The organism is Sphingobacterium sp. KH_072, assembly GCF_057837975.1.
On the sequence record NZ_CM174457.1, the window covers coordinates 1,827,750 to 1,845,669 of the forward strand.

The 17,920-nt window shown below is 40.8% G+C and carries 13 protein-coding genes and 1 pseudogene; 6 read left to right on the forward strand and 8 right to left on the reverse strand.

Features of this window, described 5'->3' with window-relative positions; translation table 11 throughout:
* Positions 1-5: 5 nt before the first annotated feature.
* The 3 genes from AC3IRT_RS08575 to AC3IRT_RS08585 form a co-directional block, all read right to left on the reverse strand.
* Complete coding sequence (locus AC3IRT_RS08575; RefSeq protein WP_489395966.1) at positions 6-1,547, reverse strand: RagB/SusD family nutrient uptake outer membrane protein; 1,542 nt, start codon at positions 1,545-1,547, stop codon at positions 6-8.
* A gap of 26 nt (positions 1,548-1,573) precedes the next feature.
* Complete coding sequence (locus AC3IRT_RS08580) at positions 1,574-4,756, reverse strand: SusC/RagA family TonB-linked outer membrane protein (protein ID WP_489395967.1); 3,183 nt, start codon at positions 4,754-4,756, stop codon at positions 1,574-1,576.
* Between the two features lie 1,645 nt (positions 4,757-6,401).
* Positions 6,402-7,241, reverse strand: a complete 840-nt coding sequence (locus AC3IRT_RS08585; RefSeq protein WP_489395968.1) for a universal stress protein — start codon at positions 7,239-7,241, stop codon at positions 6,402-6,404.
* A 198-nt stretch (positions 7,242-7,439) separates the two neighbouring features.
* On the opposite strand from AC3IRT_RS08585, the gene AC3IRT_RS08590 reads away from it, so the two are divergent.
* Positions 7,440-8,252, forward strand: coding sequence for an undecaprenyl-diphosphate phosphatase (locus AC3IRT_RS08590; protein ID WP_489395969.1), 813 nt, complete (start codon positions 7,440-7,442; stop codon positions 8,250-8,252).
* 119 nt (positions 8,253-8,371) lie between these two features.
* On the opposite strand, the gene AC3IRT_RS08595 is transcribed toward AC3IRT_RS08590, so the two are convergent.
* Positions 8,372-9,049, reverse strand: coding sequence for a potassium channel family protein (locus AC3IRT_RS08595; RefSeq protein WP_489395970.1), 678 nt, complete (start codon positions 9,047-9,049; stop codon positions 8,372-8,374).
* Between the two features lie 9 nt (positions 9,050-9,058).
* Positions 9,059-10,429, reverse strand: coding sequence for a TrkH family potassium uptake protein (locus AC3IRT_RS08600; RefSeq protein WP_489395971.1), 1,371 nt, complete (start codon positions 10,427-10,429; stop codon positions 9,059-9,061).
* 175 nt (positions 10,430-10,604) lie between these two features.
* Here AC3IRT_RS08600 and AC3IRT_RS08605 point away from each other — a divergent pair, with 175 nt between their 5' ends.
* From AC3IRT_RS08605 to AC3IRT_RS08620, 4 genes and pseudogenes are all read left to right on the forward strand, one after another.
* Entirely contained in the window at positions 10,605-12,023 is a 1,419-nt protein-coding gene (locus AC3IRT_RS08605; RefSeq protein WP_489395972.1) for an alanine/glycine:cation symporter family protein, read from the forward strand.
* Positions 12,024-12,037: 14 nt separating this feature from the next.
* On the forward strand, positions 12,038-13,261 hold the full coding sequence (gene nhaA, locus AC3IRT_RS08610; protein ID WP_489395973.1) for a Na+/H+ antiporter NhaA: 1,224 nt from the start codon (positions 12,038-12,040) through the stop codon (positions 13,259-13,261).
* 113 nt (positions 13,262-13,374) lie between these two features.
* Positions 13,375-13,677, forward strand: a complete 303-nt coding sequence (locus AC3IRT_RS08615; protein WP_489395974.1) for a hypothetical protein — start codon at positions 13,375-13,377, stop codon at positions 13,675-13,677.
* Between the two features lie 324 nt (positions 13,678-14,001).
* A pseudogene (locus AC3IRT_RS08620) lies at positions 14,002-14,281 on the forward strand (transposase); the annotation flags it as partial.
* 110 nt (positions 14,282-14,391) lie between these two features.
* Here the strand turns inward: AC3IRT_RS08620 and AC3IRT_RS08625 are convergent.
* Together AC3IRT_RS08625 and AC3IRT_RS08630 are read right to left on the reverse strand one after the other, a co-directional pair.
* Positions 14,392-14,571 (reverse strand): DUF6496 domain-containing protein, encoded by a 180-nt coding sequence (locus tag AC3IRT_RS08625; RefSeq protein WP_489395975.1) that lies wholly within the window; start codon positions 14,569-14,571, stop codon positions 14,392-14,394.
* 12 nt (positions 14,572-14,583) lie between these two features.
* The gene (locus AC3IRT_RS08630) at positions 14,584-15,480 is read right to left on the reverse strand and encodes an SDR family oxidoreductase (RefSeq protein WP_489395976.1); all 897 of its coding nucleotides are present in this window, start codon (positions 15,478-15,480) and stop codon (positions 14,584-14,586) included.
* Positions 15,481-15,724: 244 nt separating this feature from the next.
* On the opposite strand from AC3IRT_RS08630, the gene AC3IRT_RS08635 reads away from it, so the two are divergent.
* Positions 15,725-15,934, forward strand: a complete 210-nt coding sequence (locus tag AC3IRT_RS08635; protein WP_489395977.1) for a hypothetical protein — start codon at positions 15,725-15,727, stop codon at positions 15,932-15,934.
* 381 nt (positions 15,935-16,315) lie between these two features.
* On the opposite strand, the gene AC3IRT_RS08640 is transcribed toward AC3IRT_RS08635, so the two are convergent.
* On the reverse strand, positions 16,316-17,836 hold the full coding sequence (locus tag AC3IRT_RS08640; protein WP_489395978.1) for a sulfatase: 1,521 nt from the start codon (positions 17,834-17,836) through the stop codon (positions 16,316-16,318).
* Between the last annotated feature and the right edge of the window lie 84 nt (positions 17,837-17,920).

Here is a 17,920-nt window from a genome sequence, read left to right on the forward strand (position 1 = left end):
ATCGATTAATAACCTGGGTTTTGAGTCAGGTTTGGATTGTTGTCAATATCAGATTGAGGAATGGGATACCATTCGTGCTTTCCTTGCACGAAGTTGGTAAATTCTGGGTCGCGTTGTCGCAAAACGGACAGGTTATTCGCCAACTCACCCCAGCGCACGAGGTCGAAATAGCGCCAGCCTTCGCCCGCTAATTCCAGCGTACGCTCTTGCCGTATTTGCTCTCGGAAGCTTGCTTGATCTAGTGCTGGCCGCGCCACACTCAGCGGGCGCAGGCCAACGCGTGTGCGCACGCGATCTACATGCGGATAGGCACTTTGTGTTTGCCCAATTTCATTCAAACATTCTGCATACAACAATAGAATGTCGGCATAACGAATCATGCGATAATTGTTGGGTGAGCTGAAGCTTTCCCCGTTTTTCCAATGGTCGTTCAGTAATTTGCGAAACCACACACGTTGATCGTTGCCGCCGTAGATTGCCTGCCAAGTTTGTCCATACACCATCGTAAATGCCGGTCCGCGTTCGTCGGTCTGATCATAGAGAAAGCTTGCCGCAGCACGTGGATCACGACGATCGTCGGCGGTACGTTCTTGTTCAAACAGGGAAACGATCCATCTTCTGGCGCCGCCATCTGCATAGCCTGGACCTGGATTAGGAGGAGCTAAAAACTTCGGCACGGAAGATCCAGTGTTTAGACTGATGCCCGGGTTGGTATCATCATCCCCATTCTCGGCCGGATTTTCCTTGTACTGAATTTCGTAAATAGACTCCCGATTGTTTTCAGAGGTTTTTTTGAAGTTATCTGCATAGTTGTCCATCAACCCGTAAATCGAGCTGCCTTCGCCCGTAACAAGCCAATCCATCGCCAGTTTTGCTTCGTTAAATTTCCCTTGTTGCACATAGGTTTTGGCTAATAAGCCGTAGGCACCACCGCGTGTAACACGGCCTAGCTCTTCACCACTATACGATATCGGCAGATCAGGAATGGCCTCCGTCAGGTCTCTTTCAATCTGTGCAAATACTTCGTTCTGTGTTGCATTTGGTGGATAATCTGTCGGCGACAACGGAGTTAATACCAAAGGTGGTCGCCCCCAAAAAACAGCCAAATTAAAATAATTCAGTGCACGGATAAACTTTGCTTCCGCGACTATGCGCTTCTTCAGTGTCTCATCCATGCTAATTTCTGGCACATAGCTGATCACTTGATTGGCGCGAAAATTAGCGTGAAAAATCGCGTTCCAAGTACCGTTACTTGTGTTATTACTGGTAAAAGCAAAGGACATATTGTTATTTAGACCAATATCTCCCCCGGAACCAAAACCTTCGTCTGAACGTAGTAAGTACAGGAAGAACATGCCCCGATTGTAATAAGAGTCGCTCCTGTTTAAGGAGCTATATACCGCATTGATTCCTTTGACAGCATCTTGCTGATCTTTCCAAAAGGATACCGTAGTAAGCATATCGGGATTGGGTTCATCAAAATCCCGTTGACAGCTTATACTAATCAAGATCAACGGAGTAAGTAGGGATATTAATTTTTTTTTCATGGTAATTTTCTTTTCCGGTTAATTGATTAAAGTCCTAGAGATATGCCAAAAGAAATAATGCGGCTTGGCGGCCAGCCACCAACATCGACTCCGGGTTCTAAGTTGGCATTGGCTCCGACCACATCCGGATCAAGACCGCTGTAATTTGTTATCGTTAATAGATTCTGACCACTTACATAGACGTGCATGGATGGTATATTCAAGCGTTTCAGCATAGATTGTGGTAAAGTATATCCTATTTGCACATTGCTTAATCTCAAATACGAACCGTTTTCTAACCAGCGATTACTATCTCCGCGTACGTTGGAGATAATACCCTGATCCACCGCAGGATCTCCCGGTGTATTGCTCGTGTAGGACACGCCTAAACGTGGGAAATCCGTTGGATTTTCCGCCGTCCACGGCATGATACCACGACGGTAATTAGAATAGCCCATGCCATCAAAGTCGCGACGCATATCATTGTACAATTTTGTGCCATATACACCATATACCTGCAGGTTTAGCGTAAAATTCTTATAATACGCATTCCATTGTATGCCAGACGTAAACATGGGCCAAGGCGTACCTGCATACGTGCGGTCATCTGGCGTGATGTCATTGTTCGTGCCGCGATCTATTAAGTTTACATAGCGCACATCACCAGGCTGCGCAATACCAGCCTGTGCACGATGCGCATCGATTTCTTCTTGATTCTGGAAAAGTCCGTCGGTCATAATCAGATAATATTCACCGATCGAACGACCAACTTGCGTCCGTGTATTGCCAGATTGTATGTAGTTGCGCGGCAATCCAGTCGTTGGATCAATCCCTAGATTACCTAACTCCAATACTTTATTGCGGATCGCACTGAAGTTTCCAGAAATATCCCACTTAAATCCATTCTCCCGCTGGCTAACGGGCCGATAGCTAAGCTCCAATTCTAGACCCTTATTTTCTATCGAGCCGATATTGGTCAATATACCGCCTCCGCCCACTGTGCCTAGGTATCCTGGTAGCGGCAAGTACAAGAGTACATCCGAAGTCACTGAGCGAAATGCGTTGAAGGACACATTAAACTGCGGATTGAAAACGGCCGCATCAAATCCTACATTTAAAGTTGCCTTTTGCTCCCATCTCAAATTGGGGTCTACCAAACTGACTTGCGTTGCACCGACTTGTGTGCTTTGTTCGCCCGAACCAAAGATGGCTCTCGGAGCTTGATTAATTAATCCCAAATACTGGTAGTTTCCAAGATTTGCTGCACCCAAAACACCATACGACGCTCTCAACTTCAACTCGGGCAACCAGCTTACATCATAAAAATCCTCATTGCTAAGCCGCCAAGCAAATGCACCTGATGGGAAGAAACCTGTGCGGTATGGCTTGGAAAAGCGAGAATCTTTATCAGATCGGAAACTAAAAGTGGCTAAATAGCGATCATCATACGTGTAGTTTAAACGACCCAACCAAGAATCGATGAAATTTCGGCCTCGGCTACCGGAAGAAATGCTCTCTCCTAAAGCCGAATTGATGGTTGTAAAGTACTGATCGGAAGCGGCTAAGAGATCGGTTTTACCTGCACCGATTGATTCCCGACCTATGGTTTGCTGAGTATAACCCACTACGCCATTTATCTGATGTTTACCTAACGTTTTATTGAAGTTGAGTGTGTGTTCGAACAAATAGCTGAGGAACTGTGATCGATCTTCATCAATACGCGTAGGCGGATCAATTTGATTCCAGTACCAAATTCCTTTGCCACGAAGCGCGGTGTTTTTATCAAAACTAGTTTCCACACCGGCGTTTACACGGTACCGCAGCCAATCCAAGATATCTACTTCCCCATACAGATTACCCAATAGTTTCACATAGTTGTACGATGAATTCGTAATGTAGGCTTGGGCAACTTGGTTGCGCGAATAGGTTCGCGCATCGTTCGAGCCAATTCCCCATCCGCCTGGATTGGCATCGCTGATGAATGAAAAATCTTGCACAGGTATAATCGGCAACATGCTAAAGGCATCGTAAAATGGATTGCCACCGAATGCTCCGCCAGAAAATGGCGATCGACCGTAGGAAGTAGATACCATCAGATTTTCTCCTACGCGCACGCGTCCTTTGGATCCTTCTGTATTGATACGCAATGCTGCGCGATCAAATTTGCGTTCGATCATGGTACCCACATCTTTAAAATAAGATCCAGACATGAAATATTTGGACGTGGGCCCTCCACCGGATGCGGATACGCTGTAATCCTGAATCGCACCAGTACGAAACACTTCGTCGCCCCAATTTACATCGGTGCCATCGTAATTCGATACGGCATTCTGTTGCGTGTATCCAGCATTTTCATACGCTTGTCGATTCATCGCAACGTATTCTGGCCCGCTCATCATATCAAACATATTGGGCAAACTGGAGACGCTATAGCGCCCAGAAGCATTCACGACCATCGGTCCTGGTTTTCCTTTTTTGGTGGTTATGATGATAACTCCATTGGCCGAACGCGCACCATAAATAGCCGCTGCAGAGGCATCTTTGAGCACCTGTACGCTTTCGATATCGTTGGGATTGACGGTAACATTTGGGTCAGATAGCATTCCGTCAATAACATAAAGCGGACTAGCATTGCCATAAAGTGTACTTAAGCCTCGAATGTTCACCACAGCTCCCTGACCGGGGCCGCCAGAATTTCGCACCACCAATCCAGAAGCTTGTCCTTGCAGCGCTTCTGGCAAAGAACGCGCAACCTTTGCCGAGGTATTTTGCGTTTCAACGACAGATGCCGCCCCTGTTAAGTCTTTTCTGCGGATGGATTGATAACCAATAACAACTACTTCATCGATATCGCTATCGTCTAACTGTAGCGTAATATTTACCGTAGAGCTTCCCGACAAAATAATTTCTTGTGATTGATAGCCCACGAAAGAAAAGACAACTGTTGCCGTTTCGCTACTCACAGCGAGTCGGTAGGAACCATTGGCTTGTGTGATGGTTTCGGTATTCGTATTCTTTTCGCGGACAGATACACCTTGCACTGGTTGCCCATTGGCATCTTGCACAGTTCCGGTGACAGCAAAAACAGACTGGAAATTCTGATAATTCTCGGTCTTACTGCTAAATGCCCGATGGTACTTGGCGGTTAATGAGGTGGTATTTGCCTGCAAATACCCCAACGGAAATACAGCGGTCGATAACAAGCCCAGCAGGGTTGCAATATTTCTCATATATTATTGTGGTTTAGGTTTATAACGAGCAATATAAGCAGTGATTACGCAGCGCAGTTTGCCATATCTGATCAAATTATATCCAAATTAGATCAAAGTGAAACTCATCGTTATTTTCCCTAACTACCTATTATTCCTCATAGCAAAGAAGATTGCCAAACACTTTATATAGGAGAAGGGGGCGTTTTGTCTTCTATAACATATTCGATCTTATTTTTAATATTGTCTAATAAATAACGGCAAACCAATATGAAACGTACGCGTTTTATAAGCACGGCTGCGCTTGAGGAATAACTATAGAAAAATCTGGAAACGTATACTTGGAAAACGAACTTATTTTGCATGAACTTGTCCATTTAGATCAAATTTTACCCGGAAGAATTAATAGTAATGAACTTGGTAACCCACATTTATGGGAATGGAGGATGAGGTTGAAGCCTATAAACTTTCTATGAACTATGCATTTGGGGCGATTGGGAACATTTCTATTAAATAATGCTCACTAGCGCATTTAGTTCTATATTAGTGATTGACCTCTATGTCCAAATTTTATAATTGAATAATCAAGAAAGTCGATATCGTTTTACTGAATAACCTTAAGATGTTTAGTCTTTGAAGCACAACAAAGTGTAATGGCTAGAAAAACTGATAATGATACACTTGCTATTGCCAAATAATAGAACGCTGAGATTACTGTAACCTATTTGTAACCGCGCTCCTATTTTTTGAAAGTTCGTTTAAAGGTTGATTAGGAGGTTGAGATTTTGAGACTTTTAGCAACCATTTTCGATATGGTCTAAAATCTGCGTTTCTGATTAACAGAAGTAATTATTGATAATTATTGAGCCTTTGAAATTATACCTTATAAACCTATTTATAACACAATTTAAGAATATTACAATCTTGAATAAGTTTGCTCCAAAACCTTTTTTTGACAGGGCGTTCTTTTTTTGAAACAGATTCTCCGATCTATATTTTATTGATTCATCCAGATATAGTATATACCTGTACCCAGGGCATAACATAAAACATCCACCCAATCTGCAACAAACATAGGTTGAATGGCGGGAAAAATTACCTCACCGATAATACTTACTAGAAGAAAATAATGGAATATAGTCGTTTTTGAAAAGGTGCAATATTCAGTTTGTCGAAACATAAATCGCCGTTCCCATAACACCAGATGAAGCGTGATCGGCATCATCAAGATAGGATCCAGATAGGAATCAATCCATTTCCAATGTATACCCAAGATCCATTGCAGAATTTGATGTGAAATAAATAGCAGCGTAAAGGATAAAAACCAAGGATTAAGGAGGTGGTTGATGCTTTTTTTCAAAGTAATAAAAAGAAGATAAGTCCTGAAATGATTAGCATCACCGGCGAACATGCTAGAACAAACAAAATAATCGGAACTTTTAAAATTGACTTTCCCACTTGAACCCAAGTGGAATCCGTAGGATCAGGCTTGCACCAAGCACTAAACTTAGATATCTTATCACTTATCCAATCCCAAAGTTGCATTCTTGTACTCTTCGCATTTAAACCCATTAGTATTGTTTTTTGTTCACACTTATCGTTGCATACTTAACAAAGTATAGTTTACAGGAGGTTTTGTTTTTGATGGCAAGGTTTTAATGCTGATTTACATTGAGCTTTTACCTGCTAAAAATACAGGACAGTACGGATTCATAATAATAGCTTTTGCCAAACTTTTATGGAATAGATTTTCAAAAAAATTTCGATCATGTGCAAGAGTTAATAAGCACATGACTGACTCTGTTTTTTTAAGTATTCGAAAGACCGTATCTAAGGTTTCAGCATGCTCTATGAGAATAGATTCTACCGAGAATTGAAGGCTCGGCTCAAGTGTCTCTGCCCAAGATGCTAATTTTGACAGGCTTTCTCCATTGGTGTCTTTATCAGGCAATATATGTGATATGAAAATCTTTGCGTAAACCTGATGAAATACACTTGCAAAGACCTTTGCTGTGTTTAGGTCATCCTTATGATAGTTTGTGAAAAAAGTAACATTCGAGCTACTTTTCATCACATAATCGTGTGGTACAACTACCAAAGGTTTGCTGGCCGTTTTAGCAACATTATATGTATTACTTCCAATCAAATCAGCTCGCACCCCAGAGGCTCCGTGCGTACCCATTACCACTATAATTACTTCATCCGCGATACATACTTGCTCAATGGAATCGAGCAAAAGACCTTCTACAACCAAGCATTCTACCGCTAGATTACCTATGGGATTTAGTTTAGATAGAAATTCCGCCATACCCTTCTGCGCGCCAATTTCAGCACGTTGTTTATCTGTCTTATTAGCCAGAGGACTTTGAAATGCCGAATTAAATGGTTGGAAAACATGTAATAGTTGCACATCAGAATTTAATAATAATGCTAATTGACAGGCATATCGGGCAGCTGATAATGCATTTTCCGAATAATCTACAGGTACTAGTATTTTGTTTTTCATAGGCTTTTGGGATACTTAGCATTTTTTTACGTCTTGCTAAGTTATAAAAAACGCTATTATTTTTAGCAGCCTTCCTAAAGTTAGTTATAGCGTCAGGAATATTTAGCTATAAGGGAAAATTCTTTTAAGTTTGCACCACAGCAATGTATAGATAAAAGAATTATGATATGTGAGCGATCATATGTCAACTGTTGAGATATGGAAGAATTAAAAGCACTTATAATAGGAATAGTTCAGGGGTTTACAGAGTTTTTACCGGTCTCTTCAAGTGGTCACATTGTTATTGCCCAAGAACTGCTCGGACTTGACTTTGGAGAAGAGAACCTTACATTTGCCATTGTGCTGCACTGCGCTACCGCGCTTAGTACTATTGTTATTTTTAGGAAAGATATTATGCAAATTATAGCGGGTGTGATCACACTTAAAGATAGAGAAGCTATTAACTTCTCCCTATACGTGATCATATCCATGGTCCCTGCGGCTATTGCAGGTTTGTTTTTTCTGGATGAACTTGAAGCACTCTTTACGAATTTGAAAGTTGTCGGCTGCTCATTACTGATAACTGCCCTATTGCTATATTTTGCAGATCGACAAACATCTAATAATGGACAAATTTCGACAATCAAATCCTTTTGGATTGGTCTTGCTCAGATGATGGCGGCTATTTTACCAGGACTATCACGATCAGGAAGCACTATTGCCACGGCAGTAATTTTAAAGATAGATCGCTCCGTTGCGGCACGATTTTCATTTCTGATGGTCCTTCCTTTAATATTGGGAGCTACACTCAAAAAGTTGCTGAGCAGTCCGGGGGTTGAAGCAAATTTAGAGGCCACAGAAATGATGTCCCTCTCTGCTCTAGTATTGGGCTTTATAGCGGCATTTGTTTGTGGTTTAATTGCCTGTAAATGGATGATCGCTCTTGTCAAGCAAGCGAAACTCGTCTACTTTTCCTATTACTGCGCTTTTGTTGGCTCAGGCGTACTATTGTATACTTTTCTTTGGATCTAAGCATAACCTTTAGTACCTTATATTAAAGGTTACAGGTTTAAAACAGCCTACTTTTATTACTATGCATAGCGCTAAGAAGTCTATAAAGTGCAGCTGGCTGGTATACTTGTAAAAAACGTTTACAGAAAGGATTTAATGTTGTCGTTATGACCGTATAACACTAAGATATCATCTTGCTCCAATACGGTATCGGGCCGTGGTATACCATGCAATATCGTTGTGACAATACTTTTACCAAAAGTCGATTGTTTTCGGGTATTCTTTAATATGGTTAGCACCAGTAATTCATATTTTTCCCTAAAGCCTACATCCATGATGGTTTTTCCAACGTGACGATTTGGAACAAGTACTTCTACGATGGAGTACTGACTGTTGAGTTCAAATGAGTCTATCAAATCGGTCATGCTCAACCTCTTTGACCAACGTTCGGCAGATTCTTCCTCCGGATGCGCAATCTCATCAACCCCAATGGCCTGTAGCACCTTTTCATGAAGATGGTTAACAGCCCTACTAATAAGACGTTTAACACCAGCCTCCTTACAAAGAGCAGTAACCATAATATTGGCTCCCTCGTTCTCTCCGATCCCTACCACAACAATATCTGTGTTGCGTAAAGGTAGTGTGGAAAATGCTGCTTCATCGGCTGCATCTAAACAGATGGTATGTGTAATCTTTTCTTTTAACGCCGTAATACGTTCTATTCGTTGGTCTACCCCGACCACCTCATGACCTTGCCGAGTAAGCTTTTGTGATAGTGAAGCACCAAAATTTCCAAGACCTATAACAATAAATTTCATATCAAATAATTAATAAATAGTGAGTTCCTCCGATGCATAACGGTATTGCAAATGTTTAACCTTCTTAACCACCGCAATTAACATGGACAGCATGGTCACCCGACCGATAAACATGGTGATGATAAGTACCACTTTACTACCAACCGTAAACGTGCTGGTTGCATTCAGTGACAATCCTACCGTACTGTAGGCAGAGAAGCCTTCGAAAGCAATGTCTAATAGCGGCTTATCTGGCTCAAAAAACGAAATTACCATCACTGCTACGCCAATGGTAATCAAAGATAGAAACATGGTGGCAAAAGCACGTTGGATGCTAATTGGACTGATTTCACGACGGAATACCTCTGTCCTATCTTTACCTCTGACCAAACTAATTACATTCATTACAGCCACAGCGAACGTGCTGGTCTTTATTCCACCACCCGTACTGTTTGGGGAAGCACCTACCCACATCAAAAATATGATAAAGATGATACTGGAGAATTCCAATGTGGCAAAATCTACACTATTAAAGCCCGCCGTACGTGGAGTAGTAGCAGTAGCAAAAGCAATTATAAATTTACCTACTCCTTCATGCGCGGATAGAACATTTCGGTATTCATTTAAATAAATGAATATTGTGGCAACAATGGTGATCAACAATGTTGTAATCAGATTGATCTTGCTATTAATATTTATTACCCAAGGTTGGAAGAAAAACTCCCTTTTACGCAACCTGCCTATAAGACGTCTTGCGACGTGTTGAACATATTTCAAAATATTAACTACAATTGGAAAGCCCAATCCTCCTAGTATATAGGTTGCCGCTAGTAATAGCTGAAATGAATAGTTATTTACATAGCCTAGCGTAGCCGCTCCACGTGGTAGAACCGAAAATCCAGCGTTACAAAAGGCAGATACTGCATGAAAAACAGAGATAAATAGCTGATTTGTCAAATCATGCCCCTGATCACTAATGCTTATGAAGATAAATGCGGCGCTAATAAGTTCTATACTAAAAGTGATATAAATAGTGCGCCGTAGTAAAACAAAGACCTCCGACATACGATCAGTATTTGAAAAATTGCCTATAGCGAGTTGATTTTCATACGTGCTCCCTCCTTTCAGATAATAACTAAACAACCCTGCGAAGGACAAGATACCGATACCGCCGGCTTGAATAAGCAGCATGATAATGAACTGCCCCATTCGGGTGAAATGTGTCGCCGTGTCAACCACTGCCAATCCTGTAACACATACCGCACTTGTCGAAGTAAAAATGGCATCTACCCAAGAAAGTTCAGCTTGAAGGGCAAAGGGCATTTTCAACAAAACACATCCCGCTAGGATCAGAAGCATGAAACTCAAAACAAATAGTTGGGCGGGATTGTAAAAACGCATCTTTTCAAACTGCTTAATTAAGTGTGTAAAATTATAAAATTTGCCAACTATATTGTCATAACTGATATAAAACAAATCCAATGTGAAATTGGACAGCTGAGACCTACATTTTCATATAAAAGAACTTTACAGCCGAATATTTTTACATATTTTGCAAAAAGTTACTAACTACCTTATGGAAAATATTATTGACATCATTTACAACGTCGTCTGGAGCGATGCTTTAATTTATTTATGCCTGATTTCTGGAATATTCTTAAGTATTAAGCTAAGGCTGCCTCAGTTACGCTATCTAAAACACTCTATTCAGCTGCTTTTTGCAAGAAAAAGCTCAGATAAAGGGATTTCATCTGCACAAGCGTTTGCTTTAGCTATTTCCGGCAGAGTTGGCACCGGAAACATAGCTGGCGTAGCTACTGCTATTGCTATGGGAGGTCCCGGCGCTATATTTTGGATGTGGATTATCGCTTTTCTAGGTAGTTCATCAGCCATTGTAGAAGCTACCTTGGGACAGCTATATAAGCAAGTAAAAGATGGACAATATCGCGGTGGTCCGGCATTCTATATATTTCATGGGCTTCGTTCAAAAATATTTGCTTGGGTTTTTGCTGGAATTACGGTTATTAGTTGTGGTTTCTTATTGCCAAGTGTGCAAAGCAACAGCATAGCTGTGTCAGCCAATAGTGCATTTGAAGTATCAGGAGTAGCAGTAGCACTATTCACAATGCTTGTTTTAGGGGTGATTATTTTCGGGGGTGTAAGACGTATTGGTAGAGTGGCAGAATTCGTAGTACCCTTTATGGCTGGAGCTTATATAATAATGGCCCTAATAATAATTGGGCTAAATTACAATCAGATACCTTCAGTCTTTAGTTTAATCTTCCGATCAGCATTTAATTTAGAGCCTGTATTTGGAGGAGTTGCAGGTATGGCACTATCTTGGGGTGTAAAAAGAGGTATTTACAGTAATGAAGCAGGACAAGGTACGGCTCCGCATGCAGCTGCTGCGGCAGAGGTGTCTCACCCAATTAAACAAGGACTTGTTCAGGGTTTCTCCGTATACGTTGATACCCTATTCGTATGTACCGCAACAGCACTTATGATTTTGTTTACGGGACAATATAATGTATCTGATCAGATGGGCGGTTTTATTGTACAACATATTGATGCAAGTTTAAGTGGACCAGAGTTTACGCAGGAGGCAGTAGCACTTCACTTCCCCAGTTTTGGACATGCATTTATTGCTGTAACGCTATTTTTCTTTGCCTTTACAACTATTATGGCTTACTATTATATAGCAGAGACAAATATTAGTTTTTTGTTTTCAGGAAAACATGTACATCTTGCGATTCATACTCTACGTGTGATATTATTGATTTCTGTGTATATGGGTTGTGTAAATACAGCCGAACTAGCATGGAAACTGGGCGATATAGGCGTAGGATTAATGGCTTGGCTGAACCTGATCGCTATTCTGTTATTGTACAAAAAAGCCGTATTTTTGCTCAAAGACTACGAAACTCAGCGGAAAAAAGGTATAGATCCCATTTATAAAACGGTATCAACTCAGCAGTCTGAAAATTTAAATTGGTAGAATTAAGTAATAGCATGCAACGAATAAATCTTACAGTTTTTAAAAATTTTTTCCAATCCGCAAATGCGGGCGGAATACTGTTGTTAATTTGCGTTATAATTTCGCTTACAATAGCCAATAGCCCGTGGAAGTTTGATCTACAGGCGCTCTTGGATTACCCCTTAGGAACAGAGTATGGTTCTTTGCACCTTAGATATCCAGTATTGCTTTGGATAAATGATGGTCTTATGGCCATCTTTTTTCTATTGGTAGGGTTAGAAATTAAACGAGAGGTGGTAGAGGGTGAGTTATCCTCTCCCAAAAAAGCTTCATTACCTATACTTTGTGCTGTAGGTGGTGCTATTGTGCCTGCTTTAATATATTTAAGCCTCAACTCAGGCTCCACAACCGCAAGCGGATGGGGTATCCCGATGGCAACTGATATCGCCTTCGCTTTAGCAGTGATCAATATTTTAGGTAAACGAATACCAGCCAGTTTAAAAATATTTTTGGCGGCCCTTGCCATTGTAGATGACTTGATAGCTATCCTTGTGATTGCTTTTTTCTATTCTTCTGGTATAGAAGTTACTTATCTTCTATATGCTGGAATTGGGTTGATTGCGCTTGTAATCATGAATCGGCTAAATATTCTTAACCCGTATCTATATTTGATTCCGGGCGTTTTTGTCTGGTACTTTGTACACCATTCAGGCATTCATGCTACGATCGCTGGAGTATTAGTTGCAATGACCATCCCCACAAACGATACCGATATCGAATCGCCACTGGAAAGATTGGAACACGCGCTTGTTCGCCCGGTCAATTTTTTAATTATTCCCCTTTTTGCTTTCGCCAATACTAATATCACCCTAGAAAGCGAAATGATCGATGGTTTAGCCGCCCCGCTAGGTCTGGGTATCACATTAGGACTATTACTGGGAAAACCTGTAGGGATTTTCTTGACTACACTTTTGTGTGTTAAAACTAAAATAGGCTTACTGCCAGAGGGAAGTCGGTGGATTCATATTTTAGGTGTAGGGTTATTGGCCGGCATTGGATTTACGATGTCTATCTTTATTGCTATACTCTCGTTTTCTGACCCTCTTCATGTATCTGAGGCTAAACTCTCTATTCTTCTTACCTCTTTACTGGCAGGTGTTGTAGGGTATTTGATACTTCATTTTAGCCCTAAAAAAGCAGTTCCAGAAAAGAAGAAACTCGATAATGAAACTATCACCATAGGAAAATCACTAGACTAAGATTCAAGGATTGATGCTTTAAAGTACACGTATACTAGAGGTGACTTTGTGGATTTCAATTTTTAAAAACAAAACTACAGTTCTAACACTTGTGTTTACTAAACTGAATTGGTATGGTTCGTATAACAAGTGAAATGAATGTCGATGGTGGCAAAGTAGGAGACGCAGTATATAGGATTTTCGAGATACATTCTGATAAGAATGGACTAGATGGCTACGGAATGTATATGGATGATGCAGAAGTTGTAGTTTGCTGGTGTGAGATTGATGATCAGGACGGTATACTTTACGCAAATAAATCTGTCAAAATAATAAACGAACAAGTTGTACATGAACATTTTACTGAATTTTGTCACAATAAGTTCCCAGAAGTTGTCTTTAGTGAATTCAAAAATGTTTTATTATCAGAAAGTTAACCAGCCACATAAGCCGATAGGTAAAACGCATATTTATCTAGCATATCGCCACAACTGATTTTGGAACTAATCGTCCAAACCGCATCTGGGTCATTTTACCCCAAATCAGGTATTCTATCAAAATAATAAAAAAGTGTCGTAAATAAACTTAAGTTTGAACTATTGCTGTCCAGCAAAAAGGGAGTACTATACTGTAACCTATTTGTAACTCCGCTCCTATTTTTCGAAAGTTTATTTAAATGACTGAGTTGGGGGGCTGAGATTATTAGACTTATGGACGGTTCGCACGAATATGGTGTAAAATCATGGCTTCAAAACTAGACAAATCGATCTGCATTTTTTGAGTACCATCAAGTGATTCGATAGATTATCTATACTACCTATACTACCAATCCTATCGAGGGCGTACACCGTCAGATTCGCAAGATCACCAAAGACTAGGGGGGCATTTTCTTCCGAACAAGCACTACTGAAACTCATGTATCTGCTCATCAGAAATATCAGTATAAAATGGACAATGCCAATCCAAAACTGGGGACTGGCATTGTCACAATTATATATTCTATTTGGTGATAGAATCCTTCAAGAAAATAGAGGACTCTGAAACGCGTTAATTCTGAATGACAAAGTTCACGTTACACTCCCACTAATCAAACTAGATAACGGGATGTCACACGGGAAATACTGTCTGTTTAATCGCCTTTTCCACGAATGTCAATCCTCCTTTTGTTTGGGCACTTTCTCACCGTCCTTCTTCGCCTGAGCAAGGTCTATAGCAATTGCCTGCTTGTCACTCGTCACCTTTTTACCACTGCCACTCTTCAACTTACCTCTTTTTTTCTCGTGCATAGCCTGCTCTACCTTTTCACTTGCTTTCTTTGAATATTTTGCCATGAAATCAAATTTTTAAATAGTTATTCTTCCACCCGCTACTGGTATAGTAGCTCCCGCGATATAACTAGCATCTTCTGATGCAAGAAATACATAAGCTGGAGCTACCTCAGCTGGCTGACCAGCACGTCCCATCGGTGTATTTTTCCCAAACTCCTCGTGAGCAGGAATTGTTGATGGGATAAGCGGTGTCCATATAGGTCCTGGTGCTACTGCGTTCACCCGGATGCCTTTTCCATCTTCCAGCAGAATTTGACTCAAATTAGCTGTAAAGTTCTGTATTGCACCCTTTGTAGCCGCATAAGGTAATAAGAGTTCGTTAGGAGAATATGCATTGACGGAGGTGGTATTTATAATACTGCTACCTGGTTTCAAATGAGTTTCAGCAGCTTTACACAGGTAAAACATTGCTGTGATATTGGTACGAAAGGTTTTATCCCATTCTTCAGAGGATACATCTTGAATACTTTCTCTTGCCATCTGGAATGCCGCATTATTCACCAAAATATCTAATCCTCCAAACTCCTTCACCGCAGTTTCTACAATATACTTGCAGTGCGATTCCTCCTTGATGTCACCCTTGATTAAGATGGCTTTCCTCCCCTCTTTTTCAACATACTCTGCCGTCAAGTTTGCATCCTCATCCTCTGAATCATCCAAATAACTAATCAAAACATCTGCACCTTCTCTCGCAAATGCGATGGCGACTGCTCGCCCTATACCTGAATCTCCGCCCGTGATAACCGCTTTCTTCCCTTTTAATTTTCCGCTGCCCTTGTAAGTATCCTCTCCATGATCTGCTTTAGGATTTAGTTTATCTTCCACACCCGGCACAAGTTGGTCTTGCTTCGGAACGGGAGGTTTAGGATATTTTTGCGTGGGATCTAATGTATTATTTTTATTGTTCACCATTGTATTGAATTTTTATATGTTTATAATCACAAATGCCATTATAGATATCCTGAGCATTTGTTATACAATAAATATGAGGTTACTTAGAGTAACAAAACAATGTAAATACGGAAGTGTTTGAAAGATAATTTATTTAAAAAAGAGTGCTGATGTTCGACTTAGATCTGGCATTTATGTTAATAATGTGCAATAAAAAATCCTAAATGGATATTGATCTAACGATGGGCGGTCTCACTATTGAAAATTGCCTTTTTGTAAGGATGATATTCTGATAGATAATCCAATCTTGAGAGATCGTGCCAGATTAAATGGCAAGCCCGAGATATTCAATACCGATCAAGGTTCTCAGTTTACTTCCGAAGTCTTTGTGAAACTCCTTAAAGAAAATGAGGTAAAAATATCGATGGACGGTAAAGGCAGAGCCTTGGATAATATTTACATCGAGAAGTTTTAGGGTTCGCTCAAAAGGGAGAAGATATATCTTAATCCACCTAATGGAGGTGTAGATCTGTACAAACAGGTCAAACACTACGTCAGTTTTTATAATACGGAAAGAAGCACAAGTAGATCGGTCGAATAGCATCCGATGAAAAGTTCCATCAGGAAATTAAACACGCGTCATAATCATATCTTAGTTTAGTAAAACTAGTTATCCAGCAAATAGGGAGTATCATAGTTCTCGCAAAAGCGTAACTTCCACCGATGTTTACAAATACAATACTGGTATTACGTCAATACTTCGTCAATTTCTTCAATAGTAAGGAATTCAGAGCTACATTTTACATTTCCTGACACTACATTCGTACAGAAAGGAGCTTTGACCTTTTCGCTATGTTTAAATTGGACTTAGCGGGCGATTAGGGGCTGCCTCGGGATGCTTGGCTAGAATACCTTTAAGCCTGTCAAGTACCTCCGATTGCTCATCGGCTATATTTTTCATCTCTACACTTCCATCTTTATAGTCGTACAACTCATACATGGCCGTATTTTTTGGGAAGCCGATTTTCTTCCACTCCACCATTCGATATCGTTCCGTACGTATAGCCCTACCTAAAAGTCCGCCACGAGGAAAGCTATGATACGCATGATCCCTTATCTCTAATAGGGGACTTTTCAATACAGTAGCCATACTCATTCCATCAAGAGGTTGCGAAACATTAGGACGTTTTAATCCTACTAGTTCAACCAAAGTGGGATAAATATCGACTGTTTCTAGGATTTGCTTGGTACTGCTTCCACGCTTACCGATGCCTGGACCAGCCATAATCACCGGAATGCGGTTGGCTAGTTCATAGTTTACGTGTTTCGTCCAAATACCTAACTCGCCCAAATGATAACCATGGTCGCCCCAGATAACCACGATGGTATTGTCGTCGAGATCCAATTTTTCAAGAGCCGATAGTACTTTTCCGATCTGTGCATCCACATAACTTACTCCTGCATAATATCCATGAATCAGTTTGCGCTGAAGTTCTGGTGAAAAAGGATCCTGCTGAGTAGAGTGTGGGATCGGAATATACTGGTCTATTTCAGTATCACGCTTGACAGCATAGGCCGGAGCTCCAACTGGGGCTACCTGATAATCGGCAAGTGGAAACTTTTCGGGATCATAAAGATTCCAATAGGCTTTGGGTACCGAAAACGGAAGGTGTGGACGTGCAAAACCTACCGCTAAGAAAAACGGTTGATCTGGGTCTTTATGGAGCTGTTTAAGCCTTTCTACAGCACGGCTGGCTATACGCCCATCTGCATATGCTTCATCCTTCACATCAGGTGATTCCCATGCTAGACCACGAGGCAGTCCATCGGCACTTTGATTTGAAAACAATGCTTCCTCCCGAGTAAATCCATGCTGTTTGCTCTCTGGATCTACATACTCAATAACTAAATCTTTATGGTGTGATACGCTCCATGATGCTTCATCCCCGAAAGTATTGTGACCTATATGGTAAACTTTTCCCATGGATTCTGCGTGATATCCATGTTGCTTGAAAAACTGTGGCATGGTCACTGCATCAGGGTAGTAATCCCGAAAATTCTGACCAAAATTGTAAATCCCAGAAGAAGTGGATCTTGTCCCCAGCATAAGGTTAATACGCGATGGGGCGCATACTGCTTGATTCGAATAAGCCTTTTCAAATCGTATACCTTTGGTAGCAAGCCGATCTAAGTGAGGTGTTTTCGCAATTACATCACCATAAGCCCCCAATGCAGGCTTCAGGTCATCCACAAGAATAAGCAGGATATTAGGTCGCTTTTGCACTTTTTCACGATCAACTGTCAAACCCATTAGTAACGTAGGCACTACTACAATACCTAACATCACCCATGCTTTAACTTTAATTTTTTTTTTCATTTTCTGGTTTTATAATTTGATTTGTTTGTTTTTCTGGATTTTACGTACTGTACATGTCATGTAAAAAGATGTACAGGCAATTAT